The sequence below is a fragment of the Achromobacter semiaridum genome (assembly GCF_053543755.1).
Genome location: NZ_JBLVOL010000030.1, coordinates 1 through 22,093 on the forward strand (window position 1 = coordinate 1; position 22,093 = coordinate 22,093).

Annotated in this window: 13 protein-coding genes; 11 read left to right on the plus strand and 2 right to left on the minus strand. The window is 60.1% G+C overall.

Annotation, left to right across the window (positions count from 1 at the left end):
- The 4 genes from ACNPP0_RS09560 to ACNPP0_RS09575 all read left to right on the plus strand — a co-directional run.
- Nucleotides 1–1,191: hypothetical protein (locus tag ACNPP0_RS09560; protein WP_448705712.1), on the plus strand; the 1,191-nt coding region annotated here is incomplete at its 5' end.
- Nucleotides 1,192–1,310: 119 nt separating this feature from the next.
- On the plus strand, nt 1,311–5,048 hold the full coding sequence (gene tssM / locus ACNPP0_RS09565; RefSeq protein ID WP_448705732.1) for a type VI secretion system membrane subunit TssM: 3,738 nt from the start codon (nt 1,311–1,313) through the stop codon (nt 5,046–5,048).
- Nucleotides 5,045–6,028 (plus strand): type VI secretion system-associated protein TagF, encoded by a 984-nt coding sequence (gene tagF / locus ACNPP0_RS09570; protein ID WP_332612947.1) that lies wholly within the window; start codon nt 5,045–5,047, stop codon nt 6,026–6,028. The genes tssM and tagF overlap by 4 nt, the downstream gene beginning before the upstream one ends.
- Nucleotides 6,029–6,031: 3 nt before the next feature.
- Nucleotides 6,032–6,826, plus strand: a complete 795-nt coding sequence (locus ACNPP0_RS09575; protein WP_046804221.1) for an OmpA family protein — start codon at nt 6,032–6,034, stop codon at nt 6,824–6,826.
- A 104-nt stretch (nt 6,827–6,930) separates the two neighbouring features.
- Here the strand turns inward: ACNPP0_RS09575 and tssA are convergent, their stop codons facing one another.
- Nucleotides 6,931–8,058, minus strand: coding sequence for a type VI secretion system protein TssA (gene tssA, locus ACNPP0_RS09580; protein WP_448705713.1), 1,128 nt, complete (start codon nt 8,056–8,058; stop codon nt 6,931–6,933).
- Between the two features lie 185 nt (nt 8,059–8,243).
- On the opposite strand from tssA, the gene ACNPP0_RS09585 reads away from it, so the two are divergent.
- Together ACNPP0_RS09585 and ACNPP0_RS09590 are read left to right on the plus strand one after the other, a co-directional pair.
- On the plus strand, nt 8,244–8,498 hold the full coding sequence (locus tag ACNPP0_RS09585) for a hypothetical protein (RefSeq protein ID WP_104143413.1): 255 nt from the start codon (nt 8,244–8,246) through the stop codon (nt 8,496–8,498).
- 16 nt (nt 8,499–8,514) lie between these two features.
- The gene (locus tag ACNPP0_RS09590) at nt 8,515–8,784 is read left to right on the plus strand and encodes a PAAR domain-containing protein (protein ID WP_046804224.1); all 270 of its coding nucleotides are present in this window, start codon (nt 8,515–8,517) and stop codon (nt 8,782–8,784) included.
- A gap of 766 nt (nt 8,785–9,550) precedes the next feature.
- On the opposite strand, the gene ACNPP0_RS09595 is transcribed toward ACNPP0_RS09590, so the two are convergent.
- Entirely contained in the window at nt 9,551–9,952 is a 402-nt protein-coding gene (locus tag ACNPP0_RS09595; protein ID WP_448705714.1) for a hypothetical protein, read from the minus strand.
- 687 nt (nt 9,953–10,639) lie between these two features.
- Between ACNPP0_RS09595 and ACNPP0_RS09600 the strand changes: the two genes are divergently transcribed.
- From ACNPP0_RS09600 to ACNPP0_RS09620, 5 genes are all read left to right on the plus strand, one after another.
- Nucleotides 10,640–11,032: a hypothetical protein gene (locus ACNPP0_RS09600; protein WP_448705715.1), complete on the plus strand. Its 393-nt coding sequence runs from the start codon at nt 10,640–10,642 to the stop codon at nt 11,030–11,032.
- A gap of 76 nt (nt 11,033–11,108) precedes the next feature.
- The gene (locus tag ACNPP0_RS09605) at nt 11,109–12,896 is read left to right on the plus strand and encodes an AAA family ATPase (protein WP_448705716.1); all 1,788 of its coding nucleotides are present in this window, start codon (nt 11,109–11,111) and stop codon (nt 12,894–12,896) included.
- Between the two features lie 194 nt (nt 12,897–13,090).
- Nucleotides 13,091–13,630, plus strand: a complete 540-nt coding sequence (locus tag ACNPP0_RS09610) for a hypothetical protein (RefSeq protein ID WP_448705717.1) — start codon at nt 13,091–13,093, stop codon at nt 13,628–13,630.
- Nucleotides 13,631–13,783: 153 nt separating this feature from the next.
- Nucleotides 13,784–14,392 carry a hypothetical protein gene (locus ACNPP0_RS09615; RefSeq protein WP_448705718.1) on the plus strand — a complete coding sequence of 203 codons (609 nt, stop codon included), beginning with the start codon at nt 13,784–13,786 and terminating at the stop codon, nt 14,390–14,392.
- Between the two features lie 2,363 nt (nt 14,393–16,755).
- Nucleotides 16,756–22,089, plus strand: coding sequence for a DEAD/DEAH box helicase (locus tag ACNPP0_RS09620; RefSeq protein ID WP_448705719.1), 5,334 nt, complete (start codon nt 16,756–16,758; stop codon nt 22,087–22,089).
- Nucleotides 22,090–22,093: the final 4 nt, after the last annotated feature.

A 22,093-nucleotide genomic window follows, 5' to 3' on the forward strand; every position in this document is an offset into this window, starting at 1 on the left:
GCGGCGCCGGCGGCTCGGGCCGAACTGCGCGTCGTTGCGTTCGCGGCGCGCGCGGGGGCCGGGCCGGATGCCGCATCGATTGCCGAGGCGCTGATCGAACAACAGCGCCCCGAGCTGGATCCCGAACTGAAAACCTTGCAGGGTTTCCCGGTCTTTGCAGCGCGCGTGCCGCCGTTGGACGACGTTGAGCTGTACGCCGCCGCACGCGAACGCGGCGCGCCCGCCGACGCGTTGGCCACGGCGGGCCTGCGTGCAACGGCCTTGCTGGTTGATGTCGCGTCCACGCTTACCAACGAAGCGCATCGTCGCGTCACCGAACTGGATGTGCCAGCGCGCGACGAAGACTGGCCGTTGTTGCGCTTTGACATCCTGCTGCCCGCGACCTGGTCGCAGCCCGCGCGCGAGCGCGCGCGCGCCGAAGTGCTGGCGGCAGCGGGCGTCTGGCCCGATAGCCGCGTCAGCGCCACGGAACATGCCGCGCACGACGTGATGGCCACCGAGACGCTGCTGCGTGAATTGGCGTCACAGCCCGCCGGCACCAACGCCGCCCCGACGTGGCGCATTGTGCTGGCCGGTGACGGCTACATCGATCAGGATCAGGTGGCGCAATGGGACGCGGACGCCACGCTGCTGACGCACGCCAATCCGCAGGGCCGCGTGCCGGGCGAGGCGGCTGCCGGCTTGCTGCTGAGCTTGGTGGATGCCCGCGCGGGTGTGGCCGCCCCAGGGGCAGCCGCATCGAACGCCGCTGCGACGGCCCTTTCTTCCGCGTCCACCGACTTGCGCGTCGCCCTGTCCCCCTTGATCCAACGCCAGAAGCCCGCCGACGCGCGGGGCGCGTTGCCGGAGCCCGCGCTGGCCGAGCTGGCGCGCGACCTGTTGCAGCGCGCGGCCGTTGCGCCGGACAGCGTCGTGCATGTGGTCAGCGACGCCGATCATCGCGGCAGCCGCCCATTGGAAGCCTTGGGCGTGACGTCGCAATTGTTTGAACACCTGGATGCCAGCAAGGACTGCCACGCGGTGGGCGTGGCCTGTGGCCATACCGGCGTGGCCGCCTCCTTGCTGAGCTTGGCCATCGCCGGTGAAGCCTGTATGCAGGCCGAACATCCGGTGCTGACCCTTACCCTGCAAGACCCCGCATTGCGCTGCGCGTCCCTGGTCTATCGACCGGCCGCCGGCACTACCGCCTGACTCGGAAAATAACAGCGAAAACCATGCGTAGCCCCTCAGGATTCCTATCTTCTCTTTCCAGTTCCCTTAGCGACCTACGCTACTGGGGCGCGCGCGTATTCGCCAACCCGCGCACCTTCATGGTGATCGGGTTGATCGCGCTGATCGTCTTCCTGTTTCTGTTCGCGGACACCATGCAGATCGGGCTGATATGGGCGGGCACCGCGCTGGGCGTATTGCTGTTGCTGTGGCTGTGCGTGCAGCTGTGGCGGCGGCGCCGTACGCGTCGCGCCAACCAGCAGCTGGGCGACATGCTTGAGCAACAGGTGCAGACAGGCGCCGTGTCCAGCCCCGCCGCCAACCGCAACGACATCGATGCCTTGCGCCAACGGCTGACGCAGGCAGTGCGCACGATCAAGACGTCCAAGATCGGCCAGACGTCGGGCAACGAAGCGCTGTACGAACTGCCCTGGTACATCGTCATCGGCAACCCGGCGGCGGGCAAGAGCAGCGCGGTGATCAATTCGGGCCTGCAATTCCCGTTTGCGGACAAGAACGGCGCGGCCGTGCGCGGCGTGGGCGGCACGCGCAACTGCGACTGGTTCTTCACCACCGAAGGCATCCTGCTGGACACGGCGGGCCGCTATTCGGTGCACGAAGAAGACCGCAACGAATGGATGAGCTTTCTGGACCTGCTCAAGCGCCATCGCCCGAAGGCGCCCATCAACGGCATCATCGTGGCGGCCAGCATCAGCGAGCTGACCGATTCCGGCCCGGAATTTGCCATCAACCTGGCCAAGAACCTGCGCCAGCGCGTGCAGGAACTGACCGACCGGCTGGAAGTGTTTGCGCCGGTGTATGTGATTTTCACGAAGGCGGATCTGATTGCCGGCTTCTCGGAATTTTTCGCGGACGCTGACCCGCGAGAGCGGGATCGCGTGTGGGGCGCCACGCTGCCGTATGGCGCGGACGAAAGCCGCGACGTGCTGACCCAATTCGACGAACGCTTCGACGAGCTGTATGAAGGCCTGAAGGAGATGGGCACGGCGCAGATTTCGCTGCGGCGCAGCGGCGCCCTGCCCCCGGGCCTGCTGACATTCCCGCCGGAATTCGCGGCGATCAAACCCGCGCTGCGCACGTTCCTGTCGACCTTGTTCGAGACCAACCCGTTCCAGTACAAGCCGGTGTTTCGCGGCTTTTACTTCACCAGCGCCTTGCAGGAAGGCGCCTCGCGCAGCACGTCCACGGAAAAGCTGGCCGAACGCTTCAGCCTGCGTCCGTCCACGCGTGGGGCGGCGCGCAACACGGCATCGCACAACGGCCTGTTCCTGCGCGATCTGTTTTCCAACGTGATCTTTGCCGACAAGAAGCTGGTGCGCCAACACGCCAGCCCCAACAAGATCCGCATGCGTTACCTGACCTTCTTCGGGCTGGTGCTGGCGCTGGGCCTGGTGCTGGGCGGCTGGAGCTGGTCGTACCTGGGCAACCGCCAGCTGGCCACCAACGTGCAGGCGGATCTGGACAAGGTGGTGCGCCTGCAAAGCGAACGCACCGATCTGCAAAGCCGTCTGGAAGCGATGGAGATCCTGCAAGACCGCATCGAACAGCTGGACCGCTATTCGTCCAGCCGCCCCCTGTCGTTGGGCCTGGGGCTGTACCAGGGCGATGTGCTGCGTGAACGCCTGCTGGCCGAGTATTACAACGGCCTGCGCCAGTTCATGCTGGTGCCGGTAAAGGCCAGCCTGGAAGAGTATCTGGGCCGCGTGGATACGTCGAAGGCCGCGGCATCCGGCGCGACGGCTACGCCGGTATCCGCCCAGGCGTCTGCTCAGGCACAGGCACAGCCGGCGCGCGCCAATGCCGGCGACACCTTGTTCCAGGACGCCTCGCCCACCAACGTGGACGACGCGTACAACGCGCTCAAGACGTACCTGATGATGGCCAACCGCGAGCACGTGGACCCGACCCACCTGTCGGATCAGATCACGCGCTTTTGGCGCGGCTGGCTGGAAACCAATCGCGGCGCCATGCCGCGCGACCAGTTGATCCGCAGCGCGGAGCGGCTGATTTCGTTTTACGTGGCGCGCGCCGCCGATGCCGATTGGCCGCAGATCGAGACCAATCTGGCGTTGGTGGAACGCACGCGCGGCAATCTGCGCAGCGTGATGCAGGGCATGCCGGCGCGCGAACGCGCCTATTCCACGCTGAAAGCGCGTGCCGCCACGCGCTTCCCGGCAATGACCGTGGCGCGCATCATGGGCGAGGCCGACGCCGCCGTGGTGGCGGGCAGCTACGCCGTGCCCGGCACCTTCACCCGCGAAGCGTGGGAGCAATACATCGAGCCCGCCATCGGCGAGGCCGCGCGGCGCGAAGTGCAGACCAGCGACTGGGTGCTGGGCGTGAACGCGCGCGACGATCTCACGCTGGAAGGCAGCCCGGAACAAATCCAGAAAAGCCTGGCCACGATGTACAAGACCGAGTACGCGCAGGAATGGCAGAAGATGCTGCGCGGGGTCACGATCAAGCCGTTCAACAGTTTTGAGCAAGCGGTGCACGGCATGAACCGCCTGGGCGATCCGCAGAATTCGCCGCTGGTCAAACTGATCAACACCACCTACGAGCAAACGTCGTGGGACAACCCGTCGTTGATCAACACCGGCATTTCGCAAGCGCAGACGGGTGTGGTGGCGTGGTTCAAGCGTGTGATCCTGCGCCAGGGCCAGCCCAAACCCGCGCAGGCGCAGACGGCGGCCAACGGCGAACAGATTCCGATGGGGCCGGTGGGACGCGAGTTCTCGGACGTGGCCCGGTTGGTGGTCACGCGCGACAACCAGTCGTTGATGGGCAACTACATGACGGCGCTGTCGAAGATCCGCACGCGCTTCAACCTGATCAACAACCAGGGCGACCCGGGCCCCGGCGCCTTGCTGCTGATGCGCCAGACCCTGGAAGGCAAGGACTCGGAGCTTGCCGATGCGCTGAAGCTGGTTGACGAGCAGATGCTGGCCGGCCTGACGCCCGCGCAACGCGAGACGCTGCGCCCGCTGCTGGTGCGCCCGCTGATCCAGGGCTATGCCGTGGCCATGCAACCGGCCCAGACCGAGCTGAACAAGGTGTGGAACGCGCAGGTCTATCAGCCCTTCAGCCAGGGCCTGGCCGACAAGTATCCGTTCTCGACCAAGGCCGGCATCGAGGCCAGCGGTGAAGAAATCGGCCAGGTGTTCGGCCCGCAAGGCAGCATCGCCAAGTACGTGAATGACACGCTGGGGCCGCTGACCGTGCGACGCGGCGACATCCTGACGGCGCGCACCTGGGGCGACATGGGCATCGATTTGCAGCCGTCGTTCACTGCCAACTTTGCACAGTGGGTGGCCCCGCTGGCGGGCGGCGCGGCTGGCTCGGGCGCCGCGTCGCAGCCGCAGACGCTGTTCCAGATCCAGCCCAAGCCGGCGGGCGGCGTCACGGAATACACCATCGAGATCGACGGCCAGCAGCTGCGCTATCGCAACACGCCGCCGCAGTGGGTCAACTTCGTGTGGCCCAATGCGCAGGGCGCGCCCGGCGCGCGCATCACGGCCACCGCGTTCGACGGCACCGTGGTCGAGGTCATCAACGAGCCGGGCCGCTTCGGCCTGGAACGCCTGATCTCCGGATCGCAACGCAAGCCCAATCCCGACGGCAGCTTCGACATGAGCTGGACCAAGTCGAACATCACCGTGCCGGTCAAGCTGCGCATCATCAGCAACGCGCAAGCCGCCAGCGCGGGCGGCACCGAACCTGGCAGCCAAGGGCTGCGCAACCTGCGCCTTCCCGCCACGGTGGTGGGCACGTCCTCTCAACCCCCCGTCGCCCCGACGCCTGCCGGAGCGCAGCAATGAGCCATCCGCAGTCCCCCATGTTCCGTACGGCCTACTTCGGCAAAATCCCGTCTCGCGGTGATTTCGTGAAGAACACCTCGCACCCTCAGCTGATGGCGACGCTGGATGCGTGGGTGGCGAACACCATGGAGATCCTGGCGCAAGACCCGCACTGGAAGACGCTGTACGACGAGGCGCAGCCCGTGCCCTTCGCGGTGTTGGGTTCGCGCGGCAAGCTGGCCATTGCCGGCCACCTGCAACCCAGCCGCGACCAGTCCGGGCGGCGCTTTCCGTTCATCAGCGCGACGTCGGTTGAGGTTGCGCGTCCGCTGGATTTCATTGCGCGCAGCCCGCTGGCGTTCAGCCGCATGTGGAACCGCATGGGCGCGGCCGCCGCACAGTTGATGCAGGACGGCGACCCCGCCCCCGCGCTGCAAACGCTGAACGACCTGGAAGGCGAGATCCGCACGGCGGCCGACGACGGCTTCGATGCGTTCATCGACCTGCAAACGATCGAGCGCGTAGAGGCCATGCTGCGCAACAACGGCCACGCGGCCAGCATGCACGACATCGTGCTGGCGCTAGGCATCCTGCTTGCGCCCGTGATGTCCAGCGGCTCGTCGCAGCTGGACACGGGGCTGGCGTTGCCGCTGCCGGACGACCCGCTCTACATCAACCTGGTGGCCACGTATTGGATGACGCTGATCGCGCCCTTTCTGACACGCGCCGACTTTGAAATCGCCATGTTCATCGGCAGGGTGGCGGGCAAGCATCGGCTGGTGGTGGGCTTTCGCGGCGCATCGCCGCAGACGCTGGCCAGCCTGTTGTCCACGCCGCAGACCTTGTCGCAGCACTACATCGTGCTGGAGGGAGCGCCGTGGGTGCGCGACCATGTCAGCGCCAGCCACGGGCTGGCCAAGCTGTCGAGCTATCTGGATCAACCGCGGCTTTCCTTGCGCCAGGCGCTGGAAACGTTCCGCGAAGTTTTCATCGGAGCCTAGCGCATGCGCACGCTTATTCTTGCCCTGGCCGCCACGCTGTCGTGCGCGGCCCATGCCCAGGATGCCGCAACGGTGGTGCCGGCCAACGTCATCCCCCAACCCGGCCAGGTGGTGGCCAGCGGCGCGGTGCCCGACGAGGCCACCAAGGCCGACGTGCTGGCGCGTTTGCAGAAGGTCTATGGCGTGGGCAATGTGATTGATCGCATCGACGTGGGCGGCGTGGTCGCGCCGGCGAACTGGTCGCAACACGTCAGCAAGCTGCTGGACACCCCGCTCAAGCAGATCAACCGGGGTCAGCTGGAGATCGACGGCACGCAGATCCGCTTGCGCGGCGAGGTGGACAACGAAGCGTCGCGGCAACAGATCGCCAGCACCTTCGCCACGTCGCTGAACCCCACCTACAAGATCGTCAACGGCCTGCGCGTATCGGCCGGCAAGGACGAACAGGATGTGCTGGACAACCTGCTGAGCAACCGCGTCGTGGAATTCGAAACGGGCAGCACGCGGTTGACGGCACGCGGTCGCGAGTTGCTGGACCGCGTGGCGGATGCGGTGCCCAAGCTGCGTGCCGACAAGATCCAGATCATCGGCCACACCGACAGTTCAGGCAGCCGCAGCACCAACCTGGCGCTGAGCCAGGCACGCGCGGATGCAGTGCGGGATTATCTGGTGGACAAGGGCTTGCCGGTGTCGCGCTTCGAGGCGATGGGCGCGGGCCCGGATCAACCGGTCGCGACCAACGCCACGGCCGAGGGGCGGGCCAAGAATCGCCGCATCGAATTCCGCGCGGCGCGATAAGGCTGGCGGTTGGCCCGAGGTCTGTTGCCTGAAGTCTGTTGCCTGAAGTCTGTTGCCTGAAGTCTGTTGCCTGACATCGGCGGGCAGACCTCGGCCGCCACACATCAGCCGTTCTCGCCGGCCTTCTTGATGCCCAGCAGCTCTTCGAGCCCCGACAGGGTCTCGTCGTTCTTGACCACCGTGCGCAGCCACAGGTGCAGCGACATCTCGCCCCAGCTGGCGGCCTTGTCGGCCAGGTAGGCGACCGGGCTGTGCGGTTCGGTGCGACGGAAGAAATCAGCCACCTCGCGCAGCTGCGCCAACGCCTGCTCGCGCGTCTGGATCGGTCCGCGCACGGCGGGCGTTGAGGCCAGGCCGACGGGCGCACCGGCGGCAGGGAAGGAATCGTCGGCGGGCAAGGTCGGCTCCACACGGGTGGGAACGGCGGGCGCCACGGGCGGCTGTGGCAAGGTCGGCGCCATATCGGCGCGCACCAGCAAACCGGCGTCGCGGGCAAAGCGGTGGACCAGTTCGGTCACGTTGCGCAGCGCCTCGCGCACCCTTGAAAACGCCGGGCTTTCGTCACCCAGGCGTTCGTCCAGCGTGCGTTCCAGCTGCGCCAACGCCTGCGCGCAACCTTCCAGCTGGCCGTCCAGTTCGGAATAGAACGACGGCGGTGTATCGCGCCGCGCCGCATCAAAGCGGTCTAGCGTCAGCTTGCCCCGGGTCAGCTCGTTGGCGTTGTCCGGCGTGCGTTTGACGGCGTTGGCCAACTGGCTGGCGGCCTCCCAGAGCACCGCGCCATAACGCGCGCCGTCCGCCTGCGTCAGCGGAATCTCGCCAATCAGTTGCTGCGACCGCGACAGCAGCCACGCCAGGTTGCCCACGCGTTGCTGCACGTCGCCATCCTCGGGCACGGGGTGCAGGCCATCCCAATAGTTCTGACACAGGCCGTCGATCAACAGATAGCCGTCGCGCAAGCCCGCAAAGCCGCGCGTCTTGGCCCACGCTTCCGCCAGCCACGACGCAATGCGTATGTCCTTGCTACGGTTGCGCAGCGCCTCGGAACAGATGCGCGCCACTTCCGGCCAGTCGGCCTCTTTCAGATCGATGATCCAGTCGCCTTGGTCCAGCTGCGGATCATCGTGCCGACGCGCTTCGCGTATGGCGTCGAATTCAGGCGAGAACACCAGGTCCACGCCGCAGGGCGCATCGCCGGGTATCGGAAGCAACAAGGCGTTGATGTCGGTCATAGTTTGGGGAAGCGGTAGCGGGGCTGGCGGCGTCAAAACCAAAGGCGAAGACAACGCTGCCAGCGGCGGGAATGGCGGAAATGATCCCACATTCGCTTACGCATAACGTTCAAAGATGACACGTCCTATTACAAGGCGCATCACGATGCATCGTTATGATTTCGGCTCCTACCCAAGGAGCGTCCATGACGACGAAATCCATCCGCATGTTGCCCGACGGGCACTTCATTGCCGGCACCCCGCGCCGAGCGCCCGACGGCACCTATGTCGGCGGCGAAGGCCCCATCACCCGCGCCCCTGACGGCACGTACGTGGCAGGCACCCCGCAACGCGCGCCGGACGGCAGCTACAAAGGCGGCGGCGGCCCCGTGCGCATGGCGCCCGACGGCACGTTCGTGGTCGGCCCTGCCCGGCGCGCGCCGGACGGCACGTATCTGTAAACAGATATCTCGCGCCATGTCCCAACGCCCCGTCATCCGCAAAGGCGACAAGACGTCGCACGGCGGCGTCGTCGTGACCGGCGATGAAACCGTCATCATCTTCGGCCAACCCATGGCCCGCGTCGGCGACCGCGTCACCTGCCCCAAATGTGGCGACACGCACACCATCGTCGAAGGCGTGCACAACGTCAGCTCCGACCGCATGACCGCGCTGGAAGGCATGCGCACGTCCTGCGGCGCGACGCTGATCGCGAGCCAGAGTTTTTATCAGTTGGAGTTTGGGTAAAGAAGCACTCGGCGCCCAAGCCGGAAAGCAAAAAGCCCACCGCATGCGGTGGGCTTTTTTGCCTGGTGCACCAAGTTTCCTGGGTACGACCAAAAATTTTGGTGGGCTGTGAGTGGCTCGAACACTCGACCTACGGATTAAGAGCCGGAAAGGTGTCCCTATGATAGACTGAATATCAATATAAATCAACGTGTTATATCTTGATGAACCTGACGACAGCTCAACTCGTCTCACCAAATTTCACACCAGGATTTACACCATTTCTCACACCATCCAACCCGCCTCGACACGCAACGGCCGCATTCGTTAGCAACAGATCAGAAATGGTCAGCCATTGAAGCCTGACACGCCTTCAAGGCGTTTGTCATCCACAAACCCGACGACGTCTATCCCCATATCGCCGGCGCCAGAAAGCGCTGCACTTGCTTGTAGATACTCTGGAGGCAGTAATGTGCCCATTCCTGCACGAAGTCTTCCCACTCGTCGGGAGAGTAGGTCAAGAGCCGCTGCTGTGGCGGCATGATGGGGCTGGAGGCTACCAGAGCGGCAGTGACAGGTACCGTAGGAGTTGTGGGTTTCTTGATGCCCTTCCATTCTGCACTCATTCGAGTGTCATCACCTTTTCGCCCCTCGTTGCCATAGCAATCCAAAGCCGGATTGGATCAAAATCTTGCCTTCGATTTACGACGTCCGCTTCTGGCCAGCAGTCTCTCTAGACAGCCGCTCTCGACCGAGTAGCTGAGAATTGGTCTACTGGAGTGATGAGCTAGAGCCCTCCACCTAGATTTTCTTTGCATGAAGGGCATCTCCACTTGCCAAACGTTCGGAAAGCTCCGGTAAGTGGTGTGACTCGCACCTTCTGTTGTTTAGTGTCGAAGCAAGCAGTACAAAAAAGCCCATCTTGACCCGTAAACGAGTATGCGCCATCGCTGAGGGCGGGGGTTTCATTTGTCTTGCGTGCGAATTTCTCCATCAATTCTTGATTCACCTCAGTTAATTCTGCCAATGAAACTTTGAGGTTTGCAACCTCAAGTTTTGCATCAGCTAGTTCACTTGATAAATCAGCAAGTAGCATCTTGAAGTCAGCATCTTCGACTTTCTTGGATAGCGCACGCAGTTTGCCTACTATGTCTATAGCACTCTGAATTGCTGCAACCACATCGGTCATGTTGCCTCCCAGGGGAGCTAACTAGATTTAGGCGATAACCCAGTCTTGGTTGGCTCTCACAAATATGAATCAAGCGGTAACAATAATAGCGCACGAGTGGAAGATGGGTGTTTAGGCAAACTTGAAAAGTTGAAGAGCGCTGTCTGCCAAAGGCACACTCATCAATTCCGCAGCGAACCTACTACTTTACGTGCGGGCCGAGTCGCGAAAGATCCTCATGATTGAGCAGACAGCGTCGCGGATTTGCCACAAATTCACTGTTACACACATTAGGCACTCCGCTCTATGAACAAAGTCATAGGTTTACTGCGGAATTGGAATTTGCGCTGATTTTTTCTTCCGAAAAGCCTCGATCACTGCCTCGCGTTTGTATAGGCTATAGATCAAGACATCATCATCACGAACTTTTCAACGCGTCCATGGAGGTCGGTATGAAATTGATTTCTCGCTCAGGCAAGCCGCATTGCTGTGCGTCTTCGGTCCGAGCGTTTGCCTTGGCCAGGCGAGCGACAAGCAGGAGACCTGCGCACCGATCATGTTTCTTACCCCCAAGCCCCGCATAACGCGGGGCTTGGACTTTGTGGGAACTCCGCAGCCAACCTACCACTTTCTGAGGCACTAGTGCCTTTGCCCGCGCCCTTCCTCTGCGTTGATTGAACCGATTCTCTTGCCGAACAGGCCTCTCCCATGAACGAGTACTCTGACCGCCTAGATGCCTTAAAAAAGCAATTTCCGCGTGTGCTTGGGCACGCCTATCTGCCCTGGGGGCCGCAATGTGGCCCCGGCTGGGATGGGTTGCTCAAGGACCTGCTCTCCCGCATCGACACCATCCTGTCCGAACATCCAGGCTGCACAGCGAAAGTCGTGCAGATCAAGGAAAAGTTCGGCGCGTTGCGATTCTATTGCGACGTGGATGGAAATGACGATGCTCTGCGAGACGCGGCAGCCGAAACCATTTCGCAGGCTATCCACCACGCCAAATGCGTCAGCGCTGAGACCTGTGAAAACTGCGGGAAACCCAGCTCGATGCGCAATACCGGCCTCCTAACAAACGTCTGCCCTAACTGCACAATCCGGTGACCAACTGACTGCCGAGACTTATGACTTCCGCTTGACGCGCCCGAGGACACGTCTAGCCCTGAATACTGGAACTTTCATGTTGAAGAAATCACTCTCAGACGCAACCGAACTGACTGCCCCGCTAAACAGCTTCTTCGTCGACGACTTTTTGACGCTGCTTTACCTTAGCGAGCCTGAGCACATCAGTAAGATCGGCTCAGACGATGATCTGCCTTACATCAAGTCCTTGCTGAGCCAGGTTTCGGATCGCTCGTATGCCAAGCATGAGAGGGCAGCTGCGGCAGTCGATATTGGACGGTTCGTGCGCAAGAGGGAAAGGAAGCCGGGAAAGGACTGGATCTTTACAAAGCGGCAGCGCTCCATCTCATGGTTTCAGTTGGCCCGCGAACTGGGTAGTGTCGTGGGTGCAACTGAACTCGCCAACACACTGTTAGCACGCGATGAGCACTACCTGGAGTTCGAGGCCACGAAGGACATTCTTCCGCGCCTGTATAACAAGGAGGCGGGCACTCACAACACCGAGGATGTCAAGAATACAGTCGTCTCTGAGGCCGCGGATGCATGGAAAGGAGGTGCCAGTGCGGCATACCGCCATTTGCAGCGTCGGTTCGAAGGCTGGGAGAGTGAAGAGTTTAAGTGCGCCTTGACGTGCATTGTCGGCTTCCTGACCCTCCCTCGGCTTTCCCATTTGGATTCGCGTATCGACCTGCGTCGACAGGCGCTGAGGTGGGTCAACCCCGTTTGGAGTGCGCTTATTGACATTGCTCCAGCAGAGCTTGCCACCCCTTTCCAAAAAGCCGAAACGATTCGTGCATTGCTGATCGAGCAACGGCTCGCCGTTTTGCATAGCCTGTACGACAGGCCACATGTCGATTCGGCAGAGCGGATCTGGGTACGACTGTCAGATTTCACAGTGAAATGGAGTTTGGACTCACCGGCGCTGCAAGCTGACGGCGATCAGGATGCCGCGTCATCAGACGCAAACCAGCGCGTCACCGTCCTGAACGCCACAATCCCTGCCTCAGCAGACAGGTCCGAGCAAGAGATTCTGAAGCTGTATGCGAGCTTGCAGCAAAAGCTTCCCCTCACTCCACTCCCGAAATTGGAGACGCTGCACGGCATCGAGGCCAAGCTCCTCGAGGAGTTTCCATGGGCACCTGAGGCAATTTCCACCGTCTTGTCTGACCTGCTGGCTCGAAGGCGGTCGGGATCCGTCCGCCTGGGGATGGGCACATTCCTGCTTGTGGGGCCGCCGGGTTCCGGCAAGACGCGATTCGCGCAGCGCCTAAGCAGCTTGCTTGGTTCTCCGAATAGCGTTCTAAACCTAGCGGGAGCGTCCGATACCAAGCTGCTCAAGGGGTGTACGCGCGGATGGGGAGGCGCCAGACCCTCCAAAATTGTGGAGTTCATCCAGCAGACCACCTCGGCCAACCCATTTTTCGTGCTGGACGAGATCGACAAGCTCGGGAGACGCGGCCAGAGTGAAGATCCACACGCTGCTCTATTGGATCTCCTGGAGCCCGGCAACGCGCGGCGATACATGGATGTCTTCCTAATGGCTGAGTGCGATCTGTCGCATTGCCTGTACATCGCAACCGCCAACTCGCTCCAGGGAATCTCAAAGCCGCTGCTAAGCCGTGTACAGCCGGTGTTCTTCCCCAAACCTAAGGAAAAGCATGCTCCCACACTGATCAGGGGGGTGCTGCGTGACTTTGAGTTGTCCTGGGGACTGCCCGCAGGCGCTTTGACCTTGCCCGCCGATCAGATTCAGGCGTTGCTCGGCTTGTCCCCCAGGGAGATGCGCGCCGCAATTCCCAAGATGCTGGGCCGTGGTGCCGACGTTGACCAGTTCAGGCGGCACTAGCGTTCACTCCAAGAACCAGGGTCAGACTTCGAACCGGACCATAGGCTCGTAGCTGATGAACTATGGTTCCGCCTTTCAAGGGAGCCGTATCGTGAGGTTCGTCGGACGAACTAGATAGCCCCCAATAACAAAGTCAATCTTCTCATATGTTTCTTCTTTGCTATCAAACAGCAGATCCTTACTGGATCGATCTCGTGCATCGCTACTGGTCGACGGACGAAAACGGAAAGTATCACGAAAGCACCAAGGCGCTCCTTGCAGACACTGGCGCGGCCAATGTTATGCAGCAGGTGACATTGCTAAGGACGTATGCAACGGCGTATTACACCGACATACGGTGCCAGTGTGGCGGCAAACCTGCAGAGGGAAAGAGTCGAACCTCTGGCCCCAGTTACCAGAGGGTCTGCGAAACTTGCGACGCACAGCGAAGAGAGGAGTTCCTTGCCTTAGCCGCCCGCGAACCTGACCGACATGATCAGGCGCTCCGACACTTTGCCGAGCTCAATGCCGGCAAAACATTTGATTATTTGAATGCTCCTGACGACATCGCCATTTTGGTGCTCGCCCTAAACCGCGCATTGGGAGGCAGGTACTTTCAGATCGCATTCAAATCAGAGCGCTGTAGCAGTCTATGCTCGGCCTACCACGAGGACTTGCTGACCCGATTGTTCGACGAGGGGGTGCTTGTTCAGAACCCGCGCAAGGCGTCCAGGGATGCGTATGAAGTTGAGTAGAACACCGTTCACTACTATTACGAACGCGTCGTTTTCGAGGCAGCTCGAAGCGCCCATGATGATATCGACATAATTGCCTCCGTGGAGAATCGAGCATTTACGGACGGAGCCGCACTCTCCGCACTCTGGCTAGAGTATGCAATCGGAGGATGCATGGCCTACTTGTTCGATCAAACTAGCCTCTACGGCCTGCAAACAAGTGAGGAAGAGGATGCCCTGATAGTCAATACGCTCAGAAGCGCTCTGCAACGTTATAGCATCGTCGACTTGTGGGCCGTGCTCTCGATGGTAGTGACAAGAGCGGTGAAGAATTCGGCCAAACCGTACTTCAACTCTCGCCGGGCTGCCTCGACCATGCCCAAAACCTTGCGGAGGTATTTGGAACTCGTAGACGCAGGGCAGCGTCAGCTCTACGAATGGCGACGACCACACGGGCAACCAACACCCGCATTGGGGCAGGTATTTTGGGATCGATGGAGTATCGACGAGAAGACACCAGGCCGCGAGGTGATCCGGCTGTTTGTCCAATTGAGAAATGCGTCGCAGCCTACGAGCGTTACGTACACACGCGAAGAGATTTCGCAGTTGTTACGTCGAATGCTTGCATTGGATGTAGCCCCAGAAGCCCTGACCACGTTCGCCGAGGCCATTTCGGCAGGCGATTCAATGGATCAGGCCCATCGTGCAGTGGCAGTCGGTCATGATCTGGTGCTAGATGACGACTCGGCTTGGGAACGGGCGCTAAATAAAACTACCGGGTGAGGTGGCGATGCGCTTCATGGCGAAATGGGATTCGAGTCGGATAGCTGCCGATCAGGTTCAAGAGTTGCTCGGCTTGCCTCCGGCAGATGCTTCCCGCAATTCCCAAGATGCTTGGTCGTGATGCCGACCTTGAGCGCTAAAGGCAGCACCAGGATCTGATAGGAGAACAAATTGACTGAATTCAACGAAAATGAATTGCATTGCTGCCAATCGAATTTGATTGAATTTGATAACGGAAAATTCATGTTGACTTTAATTGCATATCAGACAGTTGACTGGCTCTCATGGGCCAAGCAAACATTTGGGGTGCGCGCCAGTCCGCTCACGAGCCTCCACCATCTGTCTAGTTTTGCAAATGTGAGAATGCGCACCACTCGACGAACCGGCCGACTTCTCATAGAGAAAGTGTTATCTAGAATAAGGCTGTATTGATAACAATTTTTGTCTATTTTTTATTGCACTCACGCTCGAGAGAAGCATGCATGCACATCAACTGAAAGCAGTTTTCACAAATTCGTGGCAATACTATTGATCTGAATTTACAGCAGTACCGTCACAAGAATAGGTGACACTTAATTCCGGTTCATTGCCCAGCACTAATTGACAGTCGATGTGACATCAAAGCATCTTGTTATGCGTCACTGCGCGACAGCAAAATCCAAATTTTTCTATGGCAACAGATTCGAGGGATGATATGTGACCTCTGACTTCCACCTTTCAGTCACTTCACATTTTTAAATTAGATTTTGAATGTTCACATAACACTAGTGCTACGCCAAAAGCTGCAAAAAGGGCGAGAAACCAATGTGCACAAACAGGATCTCTTGCATGCTGCCATGCTCCCTCGAGAGCGCAAGGAAACAGGGCGCTGCTGCCGAACCTTTATCCGGAAGGCAGCCTTGCCATCCGATATAGGAACGTCGGCGGTCTACATGTGTATCCGCACTCTTGTTTGCGTGGTGATCGAACCCTCGGAGCAGCAGAAGCAGCGCGGATTCCAGTCACTAGATTAAGCTAACCAAGACTGTCGTGGAATGGGCCGTAGGCATGGATGGCCAGGAAAAAGGTGGCTGGCTGCCTCGCAAACTCGGGTCTGTGGGCCAGCCCCCTGAAACACCGGACACCGTCACCCACTTAAAATAGCAGGTAGGTATACGACTGTATTCATGACCCACAGCAAGCAGGAAATGATGGAATTACTGACCCAGCCAGAGCGCCGTCGGCGCTGGTGAGTAGGTGGTGGCCGCCTCGGAGCAGGTAGATCATCTTACCCCTGCGCTCCAATACCCTGGCAGTGGGGGCGTGCTTGCCTAGCCCATACTGCAGCGGCAAGCGGTAGGAGACGGCGTCCCCGACTCATCGAATCTGTTTCTATGGTCGCCTCGCGCGTACGCCAGGCCGGCTCGAGGTAGGCATCCGGTGAGTACCGCCTAGCGCCCACTCAGCGATTCGCCCGAGAAGGCCAGGGACTTCTTGTAGCTTCGATTGGGGGACCTTTGGCTTAAACGCGACGACTGGTAGCTGCCCTGAAAATGAAAACGCCCAAGTCATCGGTCAATTTTTAGAGAATCGTCGAATGTAAAAATAAGAAGAGAGTCCATGCAGAGAAATGTGGCGAGCTGAAGCTCGCAAGTACCAACTTGAAGATCTCCTGCGTCCTTTATCCTCAGATGCAAGGAAAAGGCACGCCGCTAACGGAAAATTTCCTCATGCATGAGAAGCCAGGAAGGTGGTCACTGCTTACCATTGTTCCTACGCCTTGCACTCTCGAAATTTAAATTTACGGGCGGTTGACATGGGAACTGAAAAGGAGCCGCCGTAACGATTACTGCAGGTTTGGCAGAGGGTTTTAGCTGCTACAGAAGCATTTTTTGTTCGGCCAGCATCCTGGTTGATTGCGAACCGTGTAGCCAGTGCCTCGTCCGAACGACGGAATGGCTCTGTATTGCGCATGTACACCGCGCCGCCATTGTTAGGGCGCAGTAGGCCGAAAGCAGTGGGCAGAGGTGGGCCGCGTTCGCAGGGCAAAGCTGCCGAGCGCAGTGCTTGCATAGCACTGCCATCGAAAATTTGCCCTAGAAAACCGGTGTTCGCCGAAGTTCCAGCGCAGATAACACCAAGCTCTTTGAATGTCTACACCATTTTGCACGGGTGCGGTACTATTCCCAATATTTTTCAAAACGTAAATAGGTTGCCGCAACGCGCCCAAACCCGTTTGGGGCGATAGTGTCAACACGGATGTTAGGGCGCGGGCTTGACGGTTTCAATTTTTGCCGTACTGGTAAAGAAAATGCAGTCAACGCTATATGGCCGCTCATAGGGCGTTCATCTGGACGACAAACGGCAACTAGGGGAAGGGAAAGGTGGACGTTTTTCAGTTTCGCGAGCATATCGTTGCCGAATATAGGCAATTCACCCGTAGCTTCACTCGTATCCGCTCAGATGATATTCGGGCACACGTTGACCATGAGTACGAAAGTCAACGCTATTGGCCTGAACCCTTAATTCAAATTAACCCTACATACCGGTCCGGAGGGACGGTAGATGACCTCGTGCGTGCGGGACAGTTGAGCCCAGAATGCTCGAGCATCTTCAGGCTAGGAAAATCCGCAACATCCGCCGGAGTAACGCTACCGCTGCACAAACACCAGGCTGAAGCCATCAGTTTGGCCTTGGCTGGTGAGAGTTATGTTCTAACCACTGGCACAGGCTCGGGCAAGTCACTAAGCTATTTCATCCCTATCGTCGATGCTTGCCTGAAGGCAAAACAGGCGGACCCGGCCCCACGTACGCGTGCGATAGTTATCTACCCGATGAACGCACTGGCCAACTCCCAGCTTGAGGAGTTGAAGAAGTTCTTAGGATCAGACGCGTCTACGCGAGCAGTTTCTTTTGGTCGATATACGGGACAGGAGTCGGACGAAGAGCGACAGGCTATGGCAGCACGTCCCCCAGACATACTGCTAACAAATTTCATGATGCTTGAGTTGTTAATGACCAGGCAGAATGATATTGACAAGGCTGTAATGCGTAATGCTCAGGGCTTGCGCTTCCTTGTTCTAGATGAATTGCACACGTACCGGGGCCGCCAAGGGGCAGACGTTGCATTGCTGGTAAGGCGCGTGCGCGAGGCGTTGTCTGAAGAACTCATTTGCATTGGCACTTCGGCCACCATGGCGTCCGAAGGCACACAAATGGAGCGCAACGCCGTAGTGGCGAAGGTGGCCCAGAGGCTGTTCGGCACAGCAATCGCGGATCGAAATGTCATTACCGAGACGCTTCGCCGCACGACGCCCGAGAGTCAGACGCTCGAAACCGTGAGGAACAAACTGGGGGACGCCATCCGAGCTGGCGTACCGACGGACCTCAGCTTTGATGCCATGGCCGCGCATCCGATGTCGGTCTGGGTCGAGCTCACCCTAGGCCTGACATACGAGGACGACAAGCCGCGTCGAGCACGTCCGCGCACACTGGCAGATGCATCGCAGAGGTTGCACGAGGCCTCAGGCGAACCCATCGAGAGCTGCCTGACCTATCTGCAACAGTTCATGCTGCGCGCCTACGCAGTCACGGACGAGACTGGCAAGAGTCTATTTGCGTTCAAGCTGCACCAGTTCATAGCTGGGGGTGGCAAGGTATACACGACACTCGAGGCAGCAGGAAACCGAGCCATCACGTTGGACGGCCAGCAGTTCGTCTCCGGTGATGACGACCGGCAGCGGCGGTACTACCACGTGCATTTCTGCCGCGATTGCGGCCAGGAATACATCCCAGTCTGGGACACCGAAGGCCCAGAAGGCCGAGGGTTTGCGGTTCGCAACATCGACGAGCGGCAGCACGACGACGACGCAGTCAAGTTCGGCTTCCTGATGCCCGACGGCCGCGGCCTGTGGGAGCCGGAGGTTCTGGAACGCTACCCTGAAACCTGGCTGGAAGAGCGGGTTGATGGGGAATGGCGCATCAAGTCGGCCCAACGCAAGTTTGCCCCGCAAGCTGTCAAGGTTCGACCTGACGGAATTACGACTACCGACAAGGGTTTGCAGGCCTGGTTCATCCCCGGCGCCTTCCGCTTTTGCCTGGCATGTGGCATCTCGCACACCTCGTCCGGCAAGGACGCCCTGCGGTTGACCTCCTTATCGGGCGAAGGTCGTAGCTCAGCCACGACAATGCTTACGCTGTCGGCACTGCGCTATTTGTACGAGCAGGACCAGCAGCTTTCTGCCGAGGCCAAGAAGGTCTTGGGTTTCTCCGACAACCGGCAAGATGCCGCACTGCAGGCGGGGCACTTCAACGACTTCTTGCAAGTGCTGCTGACCCGCGCGGCGCTGTTGTCGGCCGTGAATAAGGACGGCGGTCAGGTACTGTCCGAGCGCGAGGTCGCCAACGCGGTCTTTGAATCATTGGGATTTCACCGCGATGACCCGGCCGTGCGGGCGGAATACATGCAACAGCCCGAGGTTAAGGGCAACACGCGCCGGTACGTACAGGAGGCCATGCGCGGCGTCCTGGGCTATCGAACCTACTTCGACCTTAGGCGCGGCTGGCGCTACAACAATCCCAACCTTGAACAGTTGGGGCTAGTCCGTATTGGCTACCAGGACATCGACGACCTGGCCGCCGACGCTACAGAATGGGCCGAGGCGCCCCAGGTTTTGCAGGCGGCTACACCCGCTGAGCGGGCCGTGGTTCTGCGTGCATTGTTCGACTTCATGCGCCAGGGGCTTTGCATCGCCACGCGCTACCTTGACCGTGCCGAACTTGAGCAGCTGCGTACGCATAGCTACGCCAACCTGTGCGAACCCTGGGGATTCACCGAGGACGAGAGACCAGTTCCGGCGCGATGGTTCGTCACGTCTCGTCCGAGCGAAGAAACCGACCGCCGTGGACGTCGGTTGCAATTGGAGGATTTTCTGGTCATAGGCTCCAGTCGCTCTCGCCTGGGAAGGCAGCTACGCCAGGGCAGCACATGGGGCGGTCGTAACCCCTACTACAAGAACATCAACGACCAAACCTACCCGAATGTCATTGCGGCGTTGCTTAAAGCTGCTGAGTCGTATGGTCTGGTCAAACGCGAAGAGACGGATGTCGGCCTGACTGGCTGGCAACTCAACGGTACCGCGCTGCTGTGGGAACCGGGTCTGGGCCAGAGCCAGCGTCAAGCAGAGGACAACGAGTTTTTCCGCACCCTTTACCGTAACGTTGCCGGCCTACTGTCCAATCCGGCGCATCAACTCTTCGATTTCGAAGCTCGTGAGCACACGGCCCAGGTCGAGCAAGACGACCGGCTTGAGCGCGAAGCCCGTTTCCGCTACACCGACAAAGACCGCGATGAGTTTCGGAACAAGAATGGCGTAGAGCTCGAATGGCTGCCGGTGATGTTCTGCTCTCCGACCATGGAGTTGGGCGTTGACATCTCTTCGCTAAATACCGTCTACATGCGCAACGTACCGCCGACACCGGCAAACTACGCGCAGCGTAGCGGACGTGCGGGGCGGGCCGGGCAGCCTGCTCTGGTCATCACGTATTGCGCGTCGCAGAGTCCGCACGACCAATACTACTTCCGAGACCCGGTCCGCATGGTGCATGGCCAAGTCAATGCTCCAACCTTGGACTTGGCCAATCTGGAACTGGTGAAGAGCCACATGCATGCTATCTGGCTCGCCGAGACAGGCAAGCGCCTGGGCAACAGCGTGCGTGACCTGTTGGATATGAATCAGCCGGAGGCGTTGCCAGTCACCGAAGAAGTGACGGTAGACCTCGACAAGCCGGAAGCCAAGAAGCGCGCTCACCAGCGCGGTCTCAAGGTCTTGGGCATGCTGGCCTCCGAGCTCACTTCCCAAAACGCGCCGTGGTATAGCGAGCACTGGGCTGAATCGGTCTTCCAGCGGGCGTACCATGAGTTCGACGGTGCACTGCAACGCTGGCGCGACCTCTACCGTGCGACGGCACAAGCCATCGAGCTGAACTTCAAAATTGAGAACAACCCGGCGGCCAGCGAGCGCGAGCGCCGTGAAGCCCAGCAGCGCCACAACGAGGCACGCAAGCAGCGTGACCTGTTACTGGCCGGTGATAGTGCCTTCAACTCGGACTTCTACACCTATCGCTACCTGGCCTCCCAGGGCTTCCTACCAGGCTACAACTTCCCGCGCCTGCCGCTACTGGCCTACCTGCCTGCACGCCGGGGCTCCATCGGCCGCGAGAGCTTCCTGTCTCGTCCACGTTTCCTGGCGCTCGGTGAGTTCGGCCCCTACAGTCTCATTTACCACGAGGGCAGCCAATACCGAGTGACCAAGGCGCTGCTGACCATCACCGGCCAGGACCAGGTGACTGAAGGCGCCAAGCTGCCCACCGAGGTCGCACGCCTGTGCCCGGCTTGCGGCTACGGCCACTTCCGCTCCCAGCGCGATTCAGACCGCTGCGTTTCTTGTGGAGCCTCGCTCGCGGAGACTCAGGATGTCAAGAATTTGTATCGCATCGAGAACGTCTCTACCAAACGGGCTGAACGTATCACCGCCAACGAAGAGGAACGGGTAAGGCAGGGGTACGAGATGCAAACCACCCTGCAATTTGCCGAAGCGGAAGGCCATCTACAAATGGTCACTACCGTCGTTGAGGACAGCCAAGGACCCCTGCTCGAGATGCAGTACGGTCCCGCCGCCACGGTCTGGCGTATGAACTTCGGTTGGCGACGCCGCAAGGAGAAGTCCATCCAGGGCTTCATGATGAATCCGGTCACCGGCCACTGGGTCGGCGGAGTCGACGACGGCAGTGGAGAGACTGAGAACGGCGGCGAGGCACCGCCTGACAAGACCCCGCCGCAACGCATCGTTCCCTACGTCGAAGACCGCCGAAACATCCTCATCGTACGGCCACATCACCGCTTTGGCGAGTTTACGGCCGAGACTCTCACGACTTTGCAGTACGCGCTTAAGCGCGGTATTGAGGCGGTCTACCAGCTCGAAGAGAGCGAACTGATGGCTGAGCCGCTACCCACGCGCGACAACCGCCAGTCCATTCTGCTGTTCGAGGCTGCCGAGGGCGGTGCTGGCGTACTCACGCGCCTTGCCACTGAGCCTGAAGCCCTCTCCGCCGTCGCTGCCAAGGCTCTGGAGGTCATGCACTTTGTGACACCGTCTACCGGTCACCCATGGACCCGGAACGAACTGACAGAAGAGCTCGACCATGATGGCAATCCACTGTGCGAGGCTGGCTGCTACCGCTGCCTGCTCTCTTACTACAACCAGCCTGACCACACGCTAATCGACCGAAAGGACAAGGACGCCGGAGGGCTCCTGCTGGACATCCTCTGTCGTTTGACGACGGCCAGGGCTCACCAGGGCACGTACGGTCGCGGCCCACAGGAACACGACGAAGAGCTTGCCCGCACTGCCGGAAGCACGTTGGAACAAGCCTGGTTGGACCACGTCAATGAACATTGTTACCGCAAGCCGGACCGCGGCCAACACACCGTTTCCGGTGCCAACGCTTGCGCTGACTTCTTCTACGACGACCTGAACCTCGCTGTTTTCATTGACGGTCCCCACCATGAGACCGAAACCCAGCGTGCAGCAGACGCCGCCATCGACCGAGTCCTCGACGAGTTGGGCTACCTAGTGGTGCGCTTCCCTAAAGAGCAAGCCCGCTGGCCCGACATTTTCAAGAACTACGCCGACCTTTTCGGCCCCGGAAAGGCCTGATACG

What these genes read in the sequence shown, in the direction of transcription:
- tssM (WP_448705732.1), top strand. Translation starts at nt 1,311, where the DNA reads ATGGTGATCGGGTTGATCGCGCTGATCGTCTTCCTGTTTCTGTTCGCG.
- tagF (WP_332612947.1), top strand. Translation starts at nt 5,045, where the DNA reads ATGAGCCATCCGCAGTCCCCCATGTTCCGTACGGCCTACTTCGGCAAA.
- ACNPP0_RS09575 (WP_046804221.1), top strand. Translation starts at nt 6,032, where the DNA reads ATGCGCACGCTTATTCTTGCCCTGGCCGCCACGCTGTCGTGCGCGGCC.
- tssA (WP_448705713.1), bottom strand. Translation starts at nt 8,058, where the DNA reads ATGACCGACATCAACGCCTTGTTGCTTCCGATACCCGGCGATGCGCCC.
- ACNPP0_RS09585 (WP_104143413.1), top strand. Translation starts at nt 8,244, where the DNA reads ATGACGACGAAATCCATCCGCATGTTGCCCGACGGGCACTTCATTGCC.
- ACNPP0_RS09590 (WP_046804224.1), top strand. Translation starts at nt 8,515, where the DNA reads ATGTCCCAACGCCCCGTCATCCGCAAAGGCGACAAGACGTCGCACGGC.
- ACNPP0_RS09595 (WP_448705714.1), bottom strand. Translation starts at nt 9,952, where the DNA reads ATGACCGATGTGGTTGCAGCAATTCAGAGTGCTATAGACATAGTAGGC.
- ACNPP0_RS09600 (WP_448705715.1), top strand. Translation starts at nt 10,640, where the DNA reads ATGAACGAGTACTCTGACCGCCTAGATGCCTTAAAAAAGCAATTTCCG.
- ACNPP0_RS09605 (WP_448705716.1), top strand. Translation starts at nt 11,109, where the DNA reads ATGTTGAAGAAATCACTCTCAGACGCAACCGAACTGACTGCCCCGCTA.
- ACNPP0_RS09615 (WP_448705718.1), top strand. Translation starts at nt 13,784, where the DNA reads ATGGCCTACTTGTTCGATCAAACTAGCCTCTACGGCCTGCAAACAAGT.